The 13,922-nt window shown below is 71.7% G+C and carries 15 protein-coding genes; 14 read left to right on the forward strand and 1 reads right to left on the reverse strand.

All coding sequences use genetic code 11. From position 1 onward, the window contains the following. Nucleotides 1-20: 20 nt before the first annotated feature. From DES41_RS34310 to DES41_RS34375, 14 genes are all read left to right on the forward strand, one after another. On the forward strand, nt 21-767 hold the full coding sequence (locus DES41_RS34310) for an SDR family NAD(P)-dependent oxidoreductase (RefSeq protein WP_114472126.1): 747 nt from the start codon (nt 21-23) through the stop codon (nt 765-767). A 35-nt stretch (nt 768-802) separates the two neighbouring features. Further along, the gene (locus DES41_RS34315; protein WP_114472127.1) at nt 803-1,726 is read left to right on the forward strand and encodes an NAD(P)-dependent oxidoreductase; all 924 of its coding nucleotides are present in this window, start codon (nt 803-805) and stop codon (nt 1,724-1,726) included. A 4-nt stretch (nt 1,727-1,730) separates the two neighbouring features. Beyond that, nucleotides 1,731-2,609 (forward strand): branched-chain amino acid ABC transporter permease, encoded by an 879-nt coding sequence (locus DES41_RS34320; protein WP_114472128.1) that lies wholly within the window; start codon nt 1,731-1,733, stop codon nt 2,607-2,609. Then, nucleotides 2,602-3,594 (forward strand): branched-chain amino acid ABC transporter permease, encoded by a 993-nt coding sequence (locus DES41_RS34325; protein ID WP_245966013.1) that lies wholly within the window; start codon nt 2,602-2,604, stop codon nt 3,592-3,594. The genes DES41_RS34320 and DES41_RS34325 overlap by 8 nt, the downstream gene beginning before the upstream one ends. Further along, nucleotides 3,594-4,418, forward strand: coding sequence for an ABC transporter ATP-binding protein (locus tag DES41_RS34330; RefSeq protein WP_245966014.1), 825 nt, complete (start codon nt 3,594-3,596; stop codon nt 4,416-4,418). Before DES41_RS34325 ends, DES41_RS34330 begins: the two co-directional genes overlap by 1 nt. Beyond that, entirely contained in the window at nt 4,411-5,178 is a 768-nt protein-coding gene (locus DES41_RS34335; protein ID WP_114472130.1) for an ABC transporter ATP-binding protein, read from the forward strand. Before DES41_RS34330 ends, DES41_RS34335 begins: the two co-directional genes overlap by 8 nt. 14 nt (nt 5,179-5,192) lie before the next feature. Beyond that, nucleotides 5,193-6,110: an SMP-30/gluconolactonase/LRE family protein gene (locus DES41_RS34340; protein ID WP_114472209.1), complete on the forward strand. Its 918-nt coding sequence runs from the start codon at nt 5,193-5,195 to the stop codon at nt 6,108-6,110. Nucleotides 6,111-6,225: 115 nt separating this feature from the next. After that, nucleotides 6,226-7,467: an FAS1-like dehydratase domain-containing protein gene (locus DES41_RS34345; protein WP_245966015.1), complete on the forward strand. Its 1,242-nt coding sequence runs from the start codon at nt 6,226-6,228 to the stop codon at nt 7,465-7,467. A gap of 11 nt (nt 7,468-7,478) precedes the next feature. Then, nucleotides 7,479-8,663: a CoA transferase gene (locus DES41_RS34350; protein ID WP_114472131.1), complete on the forward strand. Its 1,185-nt coding sequence runs from the start codon at nt 7,479-7,481 to the stop codon at nt 8,661-8,663. Next, nucleotides 8,660-9,868 (forward strand): CaiB/BaiF CoA transferase family protein, encoded by a 1,209-nt coding sequence (locus DES41_RS34355; RefSeq protein WP_114472132.1) that lies wholly within the window; start codon nt 8,660-8,662, stop codon nt 9,866-9,868. Before DES41_RS34350 ends, DES41_RS34355 begins: the two co-directional genes overlap by 4 nt. Continuing rightward, nucleotides 9,865-10,680 carry an HpcH/HpaI aldolase/citrate lyase family protein gene (locus tag DES41_RS34360; protein ID WP_114472133.1) on the forward strand — a complete coding sequence of 272 codons (816 nt, stop codon included), beginning with the start codon at nt 9,865-9,867 and terminating at the stop codon, nt 10,678-10,680. The genes DES41_RS34355 and DES41_RS34360 overlap by 4 nt, the downstream gene beginning before the upstream one ends. Nucleotides 10,681-10,808: 128 nt before the next feature. After that, nucleotides 10,809-11,450 carry a GntR family transcriptional regulator gene (locus DES41_RS34365; RefSeq protein ID WP_114472134.1) on the forward strand — a complete coding sequence of 214 codons (642 nt, stop codon included), beginning with the start codon at nt 10,809-10,811 and terminating at the stop codon, nt 11,448-11,450. A gap of 79 nt (nt 11,451-11,529) precedes the next feature. Then, nucleotides 11,530-12,522: a Bug family tripartite tricarboxylate transporter substrate binding protein gene (locus DES41_RS34370; RefSeq protein ID WP_114472135.1), complete on the forward strand. Its 993-nt coding sequence runs from the start codon at nt 11,530-11,532 to the stop codon at nt 12,520-12,522. A gap of 32 nt (nt 12,523-12,554) precedes the next feature. Further along, entirely contained in the window at nt 12,555-13,136 is a 582-nt protein-coding gene (locus DES41_RS34375) for a cysteine hydrolase family protein (RefSeq protein ID WP_114472212.1), read from the forward strand. Between the two features lie 3 nt (nt 13,137-13,139). Here the strand turns inward: DES41_RS34375 and DES41_RS34380 are convergent, their stop codons facing one another. Then, complete coding sequence (locus DES41_RS34380) at nt 13,140-13,916, reverse strand: IclR family transcriptional regulator (protein ID WP_114472136.1); 777 nt, start codon at nt 13,914-13,916, stop codon at nt 13,140-13,142. Between the last annotated feature and the right edge of the window lie 6 nt (nt 13,917-13,922).

Genomic DNA, 13,922 nt, shown 5'->3' on the forward strand with positions numbered 1-13,922 from the left:
CCACCCAGGAGACTTTTCACATGGCACAGCACCTGAGCGGCCCGGCCAACCTGCAAGGCCAGGTGGCCTTGATCACGGGCGGCGCCGGCGGCATGGGCCGCGCGATCTCTCGCGCCTTCCGCGCCGCGGGCGCGCAGGTCGTCGCGACCGACCGGGCCGAGCACGCCGACATCGGCGAGGGCATCGACTACCGCCCCTACGACGTGACCTCGCGTGCGCAGACCGACAGGGTCGTGGACGCCGTCATCGCCGCGCACGGCAAGGTCGACATCCTCGTGCTGTGCGCCGGCACCATCGCGCGCACCCCGCTGGCCGACAGCACCGACGAGGAGTGGGACGCCATCCTCGACGTGAACCTGCGCGGCGTCGTCAATCCCGCGCGCAAGCTGTTCCCGCTGATGTGCGGGCAGGGCTTCGGCAAGATCCTGGCCGCCGGTTCCATCGCGGCCAAGAACGGCGGCGTCGCCTCGGGCCCGGCCTATGTGTCGGCCAAGGCGGCCGTGCACGGCCTCATGCGCTGGATCGCCAAGGCCGGCGCGCCCCACGGCGTGTACGCCAACACGCTGGCACCCGGCCCGGTCGAGACGGCCATGTGGGCCAACGTGACGGGCAGCACCGGCGCACCCGCGGCCAACGCCACCGTGCCGCTGGGCCGCTACGGCAACGCCGAGGACATCGCCCAGGCCGCGCTGTTCCTGTGCTCGCCGGCCTCCAACTGGATCACCGGCACCTCGCTGGACATCAGCGGCGGCATGTGGATGGACTGAAGGTCCCCACCAGAACAACGACAGGAGACACCGACATGACACCATCCACCACCCCGACGCTCGGCTTCGTCGGCTTTGGCAACATCGGCGGCCCCATGTGCCGCAACATGGCCTTAAAGCACACCGGCGACGTGCTGGTGTTCGACCGCAACCCGGCCGCCTATGCGGTGTTGGACGGTACCCAGGCGCGGCAGGCCGCGTCGCTGCAAGCCCTGGCGGCCGAGGCCGACATCGTCTTCATGTCGCTGCCCGGCGGCCCCCAGGTCGAGGCCGTTTGCCTGGGCGAAGGCGGGCTCGCCAGCGGCGCGCGCCGGCCGCAGATCATCGTGGACCTCAGCACCACGACGGTGGCCACGGCGCGCAGCATGGCCGCGCGGCTCGCGCCGCTGGGCGTGGCCTTCGCCGATGCGCCGGTGGCGCGCACGGTGGAGGCCGCGCGCCGCGGCGAGCTGGCCATCATGGTCGGCGCCGACGAAGCGCTGTTCGCGCGCATCGAGCCGCTGCTGCGCTTCATCGGCTCGGACGTCACGCGCTGCGGCGGCGTCGGCTGCGGGCAGGTCGTCAAGCTCATCAACAACGCGCTGGTGTTCGAGAACACGCTGGCGGTGGCCGAGATGATGGTGCTGGGCGAACGTGCCGGCGTGGAACCCGCGCTGCTGCTCGATGCCGTGGCCAAGGGCTCGGGCGACAGCTTCGTGCTGCGCAACCATGCACGCCGCGCGATGCTGCCGCGCGAGTTCCCGGCCGGCGGCTTCCCGCCCGAATACGCGCTCAAGGACATCGGCTACGTGCTGGAGCTCGCGCAGCAGAGCGGCGTGGCCGCGCACGCCACCGAGCTGGCCCGGCGCTACTACAGCGCCGCCGTGGCGCACGGCCTGGGCGGGCGCTACTTTCCCAATGTGATCGAACTCGTCGACCGCAACCTGGGCATCGCGGCGGCGCAAGGGCAGGGGGCCTGAAGCCATGGCCGATTTCCTGGGCCTGGTCTGGGCCGGCGTCATCAGTGGCTGCCTGTATGCCATGGGCGCGGTCGGCCTGGTGCTGATCTACAAGAGCTCCATGGTCGTGAACTTCGCGCACGGCAACCTGGCCGGGCTGGCCGCCTTCCTGGTGTTCGGCTTCACGGCCGGGCACTTCGCGCAGATGGCCTGGCTGCCCGCGGTGCTGCTCACGCTGGCCATCATGGTCGCGGTGATGGCGCTCAGCTACCTGCTGATCGCGCCGCTGGTCTTCAAGTCCGACCTGACCAGCACCATCGCCACGCTGGGCGTCGGCCTGGTCGCGCAGGGCATCACCCAGCTGACCTTCGGCTCCGACGTGGTGGCGCTCGACCTCCCGCTGCCGGCGTGGCAGGGCCAACTGGGCCCGGTGCGGATGGGCTCCTACGACCTGGCCGTGCTGGCCGCCACGGCGGTGTCGGTCGGCGCGCTCTATGTGCTGATCGAACGCACCCGGGTGGGCATCGCGTTCCGGGCGGTGTCGGCCAACCCGTTCGCCAGCCGCGTGTGCGGTTTGAACCTGCGGCGCATCCACCTCCTGTCGTGGGTCGTCGCCGGTCTGTTCGGGTTGATCGCCTCGCTGCTGATCGTGCCGACGAGCTTCCTCTCGTCGACCTCGGTCGCGTCCTTCATGCTGCAGGCCTTCGCCGGCGCGGTGGTGGGCGGCTTCAGCAGCCTGGCGGGCGCGGTGGTGGGCGGCATCTTCATCGGCGTGCTCATGAACCTGCTGTCGTTCTACGTGGCGGCGGAGTTCAGCAACACCTATGTGCTGCTGACCATCCTCGTCGTGCTCAACCTGTTCCCGAGCGGCGTGCTGGCCGTGCGAAAGGGCGCCCGTGTCTGAGGCCTCCATCTCCTCCGGCGTGCTGCCGGCAACACACCGGCCCGCACAGGCCCCCACAGGCATGGCCTGGCGGCAGGGCGCAGCCGGCGCCTTGTGCCTGGCCGTGCTGGCTGCGCTGCCCTTCGTGGCGGGTGGCTACTGGACCTTCACGCTGGGCCTGTGCTTTGCCAATGCGATCGCGATCCTGGGCGTGAGCTTCCTGGTGCGCTACGGCGGCGAGGTGTCGATCGGGCACGGCGTCTTCGCCGCGGCCGGTGCCTACACCGTGGCGCTGGTCGAGAAGTACCTGGGCCTGTCGGTGCTGGCCAGCCTGCCGGTCGCCGCCGTGGTGGGGGCCTTGCTGGGCATCGCCTTCGCGTTCCCGTCGCGCAACCTGGCGGGCATCTACCTCGCGGTGGCGACCATGGCGCTGGCCCTGGCGCTGCCCGAGGTGCTGCTGCACTTCCCCACCGTGACGGGCGGGTTCGAAGGCCTGTACGTGAAGCTGGACGCCTTGCCCGGCATCTCCAAGTCCATGCAGCGCTACTACCTGCCGCTGGCCGGCCTGGTCGCGGTGGTGCTGCTGCTGAACCAGTTCCGGCGCTCGCGCCAGGCCACGGCGCTGCTGTTGATCCGCACCTCGGCCCATGCGGCGGAGTCCTTCGGCATCCGGCGCAGCTGGGCGCGGCTCTCGTGCATGGCGCTCAGCGCGGCGGTGGCAGCGGTCGGCGGCGCGCTGCTGGCGTTCAGCTCGTCGACGGTCTCGCCGAACAGCTTCACGCTGTGGACCTCGATCTTCCTGCTGGTCGGCTCGGTGGTGAGCCTGTACTCGCTCTCGCTGGTCGGTGCTGTGCTCGGCGGCATGTTCCTGACGCTGATGCCGCTGCTGCTGGCCGGTGCCGGCGACTGGGTGCCGATCCTGTATGGCGCGGCGCTGCTCGCAGTGGTGCTGGGCTTCAACGCACTGCCGCCGCATCTGCAGGCGCGCCTGCAAGGGGGCAAGTGATGAGCGCCGTGCTGTCATCGCCCGTTCTGGCCATGCCGCCGACAGCGCCTGCCGACCGGGGCGAGTCGCTCGAGGTGAAGAACCTCGCGCTGTCCTTCGGCGGCATCCAGGTGCTGCAGGACATGAACGTGCGCCTGCGTGCGGGCGAGATCACGGGCTTGATCGGCCCCAATGGCGCCGGCAAGACCAGCTTCTTCAACTGCCTGACGGGCCTGTACACGCCGCAGCAGGGCAGCATCCAGCTGGGTGAACGCCGGCTGGAAGGCGTGCCGCCCACGGGCCGCGCGGCGCTGGGGTTCTCGCGCAGCTTCCAGCATGTGGCGCTCTGCCCGGAACTGAGCATCGTCGAGAACGTGATGATCGGCCTGGACCGCCAGGCGCACGCCGGCTGGCTGGACGCCTTCCTGCCACTGGGCCGCGGCCGGCAGGAGCGCGCCGCGCACCGGGCGCAGGCCCTGACCGCGCTGGCCCGGCTCGGCATCGCACAGGTGGCGGAGCAGGCGCCTTCGGCCCTGCCACCTGGCGTACTGCGCCTGGCCGAGATCGCCCGCGCCATCGCCGGGTCGCCCCGCGTGCTGCTGCTCGACGAGCCCGCGGCCGGCCTGAACTCGCTCGAGACGGCGGAGCTGTCTGCCGCGCTCAAGCGCCTGCGCGCACCCGGCCTCGTGCTGGTGGTCGTGGAGCACGACATGGACCTGATCATGGACGTCTGCGATGTGATCCACGTGCTCAACAGCGGCCGGATGCTGGCCACGGGCAGCCCGGCGCAGATCCAGGCGAACCCCGAGGTGGTGCGTGTCTACCTGGGAGACGACGATGCGTGAATCACTCCACACCGCCGCGGCCCACTTGCTGGAGGTCGAGGGCCTGACGGTGCGCTACGGCGCCGGCCCGGTCGTCCACGGCATCGCGCTGGCGGTGCCGGACGGCAGCGTGGCCGCGCTGCTGGGCGCCAACGGCGCCGGCAAGTCCAGCACGCTGCGGGCCATCGCCGGCCTGGAACCGGCGCAAGGGCGTCTGCGCTTCGACGGCCACGACATCACGCGCCTGTCGGCCGCGCAGCGCTTTCGCGCCGGCATCGTCTACGTGCCCGAGGGGCGTGCCATCGTGAGCGACCTCAGCGTGGAGGAGAACCTCACGCTGGGCGGCTACTTCGCTGATGCCGCCACGCGTGCGCAGCGCCAGCGCATGGTGCTGGACTTCTTCCCCGAGATCGCGAACCGGCTGCGCGCGCCGGCCGGCCTGCTCAGCGGCGGCGAGCAGCAGATGCTGGCGATCGGCCGCGGCCTCATGTCGGGCCCGCGCCTGCTGCTGCTGGACGAGCCCTCGCTGGGCCTGGCGCCCCTGCTGGTGGCCCGGGTCTACGAGCGGCTGGCGCTGGTCCAGCGCGAGCAACAGCTCACCGCGCTGCTGGTCGAGCAGAGCTTCCATGCGGCAGCCAGGCTGGCCTCGCGCGCCTGGGTCATGCGCCATGGCCACCTGGTGGGCGAACTCGACGCAGACGCCCTGCACAGCCGCGAGGGGCGCCAGCAGGCCATCGACGCCTACCTGGGCGCGCGCCATGCGGCGCCGGCGGTGGCATGAACAAGGACAACACCATGAAGTTGCAAGCTGAAGTGATCGCGACCGGGCTGCGTTTCCCGGAAGGCCCGGTCGCCCTGCCGGATGGCAGCGTGCTGGTCGTCGAGATCGAAGGCGCGCGGCTGCTGCGCATCCAGGCCGGCCGCACGCCGCAGGTCGTCGCCGAACTCGGTGGCGGCCCCAACGGCGCCGCCCTGGGCCCCGATGGGCACTGCTACGTGTGCAACAACGGCGGCTTCAGCTGGCGCACCGATGCGGGCTTCACGCGGCCGACCGGGCCGAAGGCGGGCTACGCGGGCGGCGCCATCCAGCGCGTCGACCTGGCCAGTGGCGCGGTCGAGACGCTCTACACCCACTGCGACGGTGCGCCGCTGCACGGACCCAACGACCTCGTGTTCGACGGGCAGGGCGGCTTCTGGTTCACCGACTTCGGCAAGTTCTTCGAGGACCGCTACCTGCGCGGCGGGGTGTTCTACGCCCGCACCGACGGCAGCCTGGTGCGCCGCGTGGCCCACCCGGTGCTGACACCCAACGGCATCGGCCTGTCGCCGGACGGCCGCACGCTGTACGTGGCCGAGACCGAGACCAGCCGGCTGTGGGCCTACCCGGTCGAGGCGCCCGGGCAGCTCGGCATGGAGGCCTGGCCTTCGCCCAATGGCGGGCGGCTGCTGCATGGCCTGCCCGGCTACCAGCGCTTCGACTCGCTGGCGGTGGAGGAGAGCGGCAACATCTGCGTCGCCACCCTGGTCCGCGGCGGCATCCATGTGTTCTCGCCGGCCGGCGCGCTGCTGGAGTTCCACGAGGCGCCCGAGGGCTACTGCACCAACATCTGCTTCGGCGGCCCCGACCGCCGCACTGCGTTCATCACCCTGTCGGGCACCGGCCAGCTGCTGGCCGCGCGCTGGCCGCGGCCCGGCCTGGCGCTGATGCACTGATTCCGTCCCACCGATCCGTGCGTGGCCGACAAGGCCACCAGCGACGGGGCGGTGGATTCCTCAAAAGAATGCATTCTGCATTGTTCCCCTGTTTTGCCACCCTAGGAGAGTCACCTTGAGCACCGCCACCCTGACCGAAGCCCCTGTGAAAACCCAGCCCGCGCCGCAAGGCGAGGTCGGCCACGCACCTGCGGAAGGCCGCATCACCGACCAGGCCATCGCCGATGCGCGGGCCATGATCGGCCTGCACCTGCGCCCGGAAGGCCCGTACCTGCAGGACGCCACGGCCGACACGCTGCGCAACTGGTGCAACGGCATCGGCGACCTGAATCCGCTGTACCGCGACGTGGGCTACGGCGCCACCACGCGCTATGGCTCGCTGCTGGGCCACCCGATGTACCCCATGGCCTTCGGCTGGCTGGGCCGCACGCGCTGGGGCCTGCCCGGCGTGCACGGCTTCTATGCCGGCAACGACTGGGAGCTGTTCCGCCATGTGCGGCCGGGTGACCGCATCACGGCCATCGAGCGCGTGGTCGGCGTGGAAGAGAAGGAGAGCAAGTTCTCCGGCCGCCTGGTGCTGCAGTACGTCGAGGCCTGCTACTACAACCAGCGCAGCGAACTGGTCGCACGCGCTCTGGGCACCTGCACGCGCCATGAGCGCAAGGCCGCCCGCGACACCGGCAAGTACAAGGAGATCGAGCAGTACCAGTACAGCAACGAGGAGCACGACCGCATCGACGAGATCGTGCTCAACGAGCCGAAGAACATCCGCGGCGCCAACGTGCGCTATTGGGAAGAGGTGCAGGAGGGCGAGGAGCTGCCGACCATCGCGCGCGGCCCGCTGTCGCTGATGGACACCATGGGCTTCCTGGTCGGTTGCGGCCGCGGCCACACGCACGGCGTGGTGCTGCAGGCGGCCGTGAAGCACCCGGGGCACTTCTTCCGCAACCCCGAGGCGGGCGGCGGCGTGGAGTACACCGGCATCGGCCACCACCGCGAATCGGTGGCCAAGGAGGTCGGCGTGCCCGGCACCTACGACTACGGCCCGCAGCGTTCGTCGTGGATGGCCACGCTGGTCACCAACTGGATGGGCGATGCCGGTGTCCTCAAGCGCGTGCGCACCGAGATGCGGCGCTTCAACATCGTCGGCGACACCACCTTCTGCAAGGCCAAGGTCGTGCGCAAGTACGTGAAGGACCAGGTCGGCCTGGTCGACATCGAGATCGCGGCCGAGAACCAGCGCGGCGAGGTCACGACGCCGGGCCTGGCCACCGTGGCGCTGCCCTCGCGCAACGTCAAGCTGCCCGCCTTCATCGATGGCGCGGCCATCGACCTGGAGCTGCCGGTCACCCGCTGAAGACGGACGCCATGCCCCTGCACCCCTCCCCACCAACCGAGGCGCCACCGTCCGGCGCCAGCCTCCCCCTCGCGGGCTGCCTGGTCGTCGAACGCGCGCGCACCGTGGCCGGCGCCTATGCGGGGCGCCTGCTGGCCTCCATGGGCGCGCAGGTCATCATGGCCGAGCCGGCCGGCGGCTCACCGTTGCGCGGTGCGCCCCCCTGGCTGGACGACGGCGGCACCAGTGCGCTGTTCGCCCACCTGGGCGCAGGCAAGCGCAGCCTGGTCTGCGACCTGGCGGACGAGGGAGGGCGTGCCAGCCTGGACGCGGAACTGGCGCGTGCGGACATCTTCATCGACGACACGGCGCTGCGCGAGCGCGCAGCGCTGGGGATCGACGCGGATGCCGTGGCCGCGCGCCACCCGCATCTCGTGCACGTGAGCGTGCTGCCGTTCGGTGCCAGCGGCCCCAAGGCCCACTGGGACGGCGAGGAGGTGAACCTGCTGCATGCCAGCGGCGAAGGCTTCCTGCTGCCCAACGGGCTCTCGCACGAGCTGTTCCCCGACAGGCCGCCGCTCAAGATCTACGGCCACTTCGCCGGCTACCAGGGCGGCGCCACGGCGGCCATGGCCGGGCTGGCCGCCTGGTGGGCGCGGCCCGTGGCGGGCGGGCAGTTCGTCGACGTGGCGGTGCAGGACGCCAACCTGTGCGTGGGCGCGTTCGCATTGCAGCGCCTGGGCGACGGTTCGCTGGAGCACCGCGCCACGCGCAGCTTCCGCTACGGTGGCGTGTTCCAGGCGGCCGATGGCTACCTGGAGCTGCTCACGCTGGAAGACCGCCAGTGGCAGGCGCTGGTGGAGATGCTGGACCGCCCCGCCTGGGCGCTGGAGCCCGCCCTGGCGGACCCGCTGGAGCGCAGCCGGCGCGGCGACGAGATCAACGGCCACATCCGTGCCTGGATGGCGCTGCACGCGGTGGACGACATCGTGCGCCGGGCCCAGTCCCTGGGCGTGCCGGCCGGCAGGTACCGCACGCCGGCCGAGGTCGCGGCCGGCGCGCATGAACGCGAGCGCGGCCTGTTCGCCCAGGCGCAGCTCGCAGATGGCCGCCAGGTGTCGGTGCTGCGCGCGCCCTTCCAGTTCCGCTGCACGCCGCTGGCCGACACCGTGGCCGTGCCCGCGCTCGACGAAATGGCCAAGGAGGCCACGGCATGACCACCACCACAGCTGCGCGCGCGCCCCTGGCCGGCGTGCGCATCGCCGACTTCACGATCCACGCGGCCGGCCCGTTCTGCACGCACCTGCTCTCGCAGCTGGGCGCCGAGTGCATCAAGGTCGAGAGCCGCACGCGGCCGGACGCGTTCCGCAAGCCGCATGCGGTCTACGGCCGCATGCAGGCCGCGACCTTCGACCAGGTCTCGGCCAACAAGCTCTCGGTCCGCCTGAACCTCAAGCATCCCGAGGCCGTGGCATTGGCCAAGCGCCTCGTCGTGGCATCCGACGTGGCCGCCGAGAGCTTTCGGCCCGGCGTCATGCAGCGCCTCGGGCTGGACTTCGCGTCGCTGCGGCAGGCCAAGCCCGACGTGGTGCTGCTGTCGCTGTCGTCCTGCGGCCAGAGCGGCCCCGACTCGCACTTCGCAGGCTATGCGCCGCTGTTCGGCGCCTGGGGGGGCCTCGGGTGGATGAGCGGCTACAGCGATGGGCCGCCCGTCGAGATGCGGCATGTGATGGACCACTCGGCCGGCCTGCACGCGGCGCTGGCCACGATCGCGGCGCTGCACCAGCGCCGTCGCACCGGGCAGGCCCAGCATGTGGACCTCGCGGCACGCGAGGTTGCCTCGGCCATGGTCGGCGACGCGCTCGTGCTCGCGGGCGCCGGCCTGGTGCCGCCGCGGCCCGGCAACGCCGACGCGCTGCTCGCGCCGCACGGGGTCTACGCCACGGCGCAGCCGGACCGCTGGCTCACGCTGGCCGTGCGCGACGATGCGCAGTGGCGCGCCTTGCTGGGCGTGCTGGGCCAGCCCGATGCGGACGCGCGCTTTGCCAGCGCGGCCGGCCGGCGGCAGCACCGCGAGGCGCTGGATGAACAACTCGGTGCCTGGCTGTCCGTGCAGGACGGCGATGCGCTGGCGGTGCGCCTGCAACAGGCCGGCGTCTGCGCCCATGTGTCCTGGAACATGCAGGACATCGCAAGCGACCCGCACCTGAATGCCCGGCGCGCGCTGACGCCGGTCGAAGGCCCCGGCATCGACCCACGCCTGGCGGTCGGGGCGCCGGCGCGCTTCAGCCGCACGGGGGAGGTCGGCATCCGGCGGCTGACGCCGACGCTGGGCCAGGACGAGGACTACGTGTTCGGCGAGCTGCTGGGCCTGAGCCGATCGCAGCGCGACGCACTCGAGCAGCGCGAGGTGATCCTGTGAAGGCCACCCGCGCCGACCGCAGCCTCTTGTTCGTGCCGGGCCACCGCCCCGAGCGCTTCGACAAGGCCGCGGCCAGCGGCGCGCATGCGCTCGTGCTGGACCTCGAGGACGCCGTCGCGCCCGACGACAAGCCACGCGCCCGCGATCTGGTGGCCACCTGGCTGGCGGCCGGGCATGCCGCCTTCGTGCGCGTCAACGCGGTGGACACGCCCTGGCACGCCGACGACCTGCGCATGCTCGCCGCCGCACCCCGGGCCGGCGTGATGCTGCCCAAGGCCGACGCTGCGGCCATGGTGGCGGTGCTGCAGGCCCTGCCGGGCCGGCGCGCCATCGCACTGCTGGAAAGCGTGGCCGGCTACCAGGAACTGGCCTGGCTCGCGGCCGCGCCTGGCCTGGAGCGCATCGCCTTCGGCAGCGTGGACTTCTCCGCCGAGACCGGCATCGCCGACGAGGGCGAGGCCCTCACGGCCGTGCGCACCCAGATCGTGCTGCAGTCGCTGGCGGCCGGCCTGGCGCCGCCGGTCGACGGCGTGAGCCTGGGCTTCACCGATGCGCAGCTGCTGCGCGCCGAGGCGCGCCGCTCGCGCGCGCTGGGGTTCGGCGGCAAGCTCTGCATCCATCCGGCGCAGCTGGCGGCCGTGCACGCGGCCTTCGCGCCGAGCGCGGCGGAGCAGGCCTGGGCAGCGCGCGTGCTCGCCGCCTTCGAGGCCAGCGGCGGCGGCGCGACGGCCGTGGACGGCAAGATGGTCGACAAGCCCGTGGTCGAGCGCGCCCGCCGGCTGCTGGCCGAACCCGCTGCAGCGGACCTCTAGAATGCGCGCGCAGCGGCCGGCTCACCCGACGGGGCACCTCCTGCCACACCGACGCGCGGTGTCGCTGGCCAATCGACAGGCCCACCGGGGCGATGCCTGGGCCAGCCCAGGCCCACAGGCGACGGCACATGGATTACCGAACCAAGGAAGAACAGGTCGCCGACTACCTGCGCGAGCGCATCCTGTCCGGCGTCTACCCGCGCGGCTCGCGGCTCAAGCAGGCCGAGATCGCGGAGCAGCTGCACCTGAGCATCACGCCCGTGCGCGAGGCGCTCAAGCTGCTGGAGGCCGAGGGCTACATCGGTGGCGACTCCTACCGCGGTGCCCGCGTGGCGGACTTCGACGCCGCGGCCACGGGCGAAATCCTGCAGTTGCGCCTGCTGCTGGAGACGCAGCTCGTGCGCGCCTGCGCCGAGCGGGTGAGGGCCCAGGACATCACCGAGCTGCGCCAGCTGGCCGACGCGTTCGCCGAGGCCTTCCGCTCGGGCGACCGGGCCACCGCCCGCGGCATCAACTACCGCCTGCACCGCCGCATGTACGACATCGCGGCCCTGCCGCAGACGCTGCACTTCGTGCAGATCCTGTGGGCACGCTACCCGTTCGACCTGATCAACGCGGCCCAGGACCGGGGCCAGGGCGCGGTCGAGGAGCACGAAGAGATCCTGCAGGCCCTGACCACGGGCGACAGCGCGGGCGCCATGCTGGCCATGCGCCGGCACATCGAATCGGGCTGGACGGTGCTCAAGGCCGTGCAGCCGACCGAAGGCTAGGGCCTTCACCGCCGCCCGGCGCCGCCACGGCCATGGCGGGCGCCGCCGCGTGCCTGAACGATTTCACAAGGAGACCAGCATGACCTCTCGCCCGTCGCTGCGCGTTCGCCGCAGCCTGTTGGCCACCGTGGCGGCCGTTGGCCTGGGCACGCTGTGCCCGGTGCACGCCACACCGGCGTGGCCCGACAAGCCCATCCGCATCCTCGTGCCCTACGGCGCCGGCCAGGGCGCCGACATCCTGGCGCGGGTGATGGCGCAGGAACTCGGCAAGTCGCTGGGCCAGACGGTCTATGTCGAGAACAAGGCCGGTGCCGGCGGCAACATCGGCACGGCACTGGCGGCCAAGGCGCCAGCCGATGGCTACACCTTCCTGCTCGGCACCAACGCGACGAACGCTGCCAACGGCTACCTCTACGCGCACCCGGGCTTCGACGCGGCCGCCGATTTCGATGCGGTGGCCATGCTGGGCCTCTTGCCCATGGTGGTCTGCAGTTCGGCGCCCGACCTGCCGGCCAACGGCATCGCGCAGCTGGTCGAGAAGGCGCGTGCCAGGCCAGACAGCCTCAACGTCGGCCTGCCCAGCACCTCGTCGGCCGTGATCTTCGCCCACTTCGTCAAGACCGCGCAGGCGCCGCTGTTCGGCGTCAAGTACAAGGCCTCGGCGCAGTCGATGACCGACGTGCTGGGCGGCCAGATCCCGCTCGTCATCGACACCGTGATCGCGGCACGGCCGCACCTGGCGTCAGGCAGGCTGAAGGCGCTGGGCGTCACCACGCTCAAGGAAAGCGAGGTGCTGCCGGGCGTGAAGTCGCTGGCCGAGCAGGGCGTGCAGGGCTTCGAGTTCGTGCCTTGGGACGCGTTCTTCGCGCCGCGCGGCACGCCCGCGCCGGTGGCGCAGAAGTTCGCCGAGCATGTGCAGCGCGCCATGGAACAGCCCGAGCTGCGCCGCAAGCTGCTCGACACGGGCCTGGAGCCGCGCTACATGGGGCCGGCCGAGCTGCAGGCCTTCGTGGCGGCAGAGCGCCAGCGCTGGGGCGACATCATCAAGGCCGCCGGCATCCGCGCGGATTGACCTCTTTCAACCACTTCGACCAGGAGCGCAATGTGAGCACCTCGATCTATCTCGTGCTGGACATGGAGAACGACCTCGTGCATGCCGACGGTGCCAACTACAAGGCCGCCTATGCCGAGCAGGTGGAGGCGCGCCGCATCGTGCCGAACACGCGCGCCGCCATCGACAAGGCGCGCGCAGCGGGCCTGCGCATCGGCTTCGTGCGCGTCGGCTTCTCGCCCGACTACCGCGAATGCCCGCCGAACTCGCCGATCTTCTCGGCCGCGCGCACGCGCGGCGTGTTCCAGCTCGGCACCTGGGGCACGCAGACCCACCCCGACCTGGGCCAGCAGGCGGGCGACTTCGACATCGTCAAGCACCGCGTGAGCCCGTTCTACGCCACCAGCCTGGAGGCCATCCTGCGCGCGCAGGGCACCACGCGCATCTACTGCTCTGGCGTGTCGACCAACGCCGTCGTGCAGGCCATGGTGCGTGAGGGCCACGACCGCGATTTCGAGATGGTGCTGCTGGAGGACTGCTGCTGCGCGCCCAGCGCCGAGGAGCATGCGAACGCGGTGCAGGGCCTCAAGCGCTTCTGCCAGCTCAGCAGTTCGCGCGAGGTGGCGTTCTCCTGAGCGTCAGCCCGGCGCGCGGAAGCACTGCGCGGCGTCCGCCGCGATGTCCTGCACGGTCTCGGCCAGTTGGGCATGGGCCTGCGACAGCCAGCCTTCGCTGAGCGTGCTCTCGCTGCCGGACAGTGTCAGCGCCCCCAGGGGCTGGCCGCCGCCGTCCAGCACCGCTTCGGCCATGGCCCAGATGCCGGGTGCGAGTTCGCCGCGCGTGAGCCCGTAGCCCGCCTGGGCGCTGCGCGCGCGCATGCGGTCCAGCGCTTCGAGCCGGCGCGGGCCGCGGCGCGCGATCTCCTCGCGCCGGTTGCGCGCGAGGATCTCCTCGGACGCATGCGCCGGCATGCGTTGCAGCATGGCCAGGCCGGCCACGGCCGAGAACAGGGGACGCCAGGAGCCGATCCGGATCAACATGCCGGGCAACTCCACCTCGCCGCGCTTCTGGAAGGCGCAGACCATCTCGTCGCCACTGCGCAGCAGGAAGCTGGCAACGCTGTCGGTGGCGCGGGCCAGGCGCTCCATGCGCGGCTCGATCCGCTCGCGGAAGGCGTGGTAGGCCGGCATGCCCAGCCCCAGCTCGTAGAGCCGCTGGCCGGGGTAGTACTTCACGTCGCCGGGATGGCGGCTCGCAAAGCCCTCGCGCACGAAACAGGCCAGCAGGCGGTGGCAGGTACCGCGGTCCAGCCCCACCTGTTCGGCCAGGTCCGTCAGGCGCCAGCCGAAGTCGCCGCGGTGGCTCAGCTCGCGCAGCAGGGTCAGCGTGCGCTCGACGCTGCGCGTGCCGTGCATGGCGTC

The sequence above is a fragment of the Pseudorhodoferax soli genome (genome assembly GCF_003337555.1).
GTDB classification, from domain to species: Bacteria; Pseudomonadota; Gammaproteobacteria; order Burkholderiales; family Burkholderiaceae_C; genus Pseudorhodoferax; species Pseudorhodoferax soli.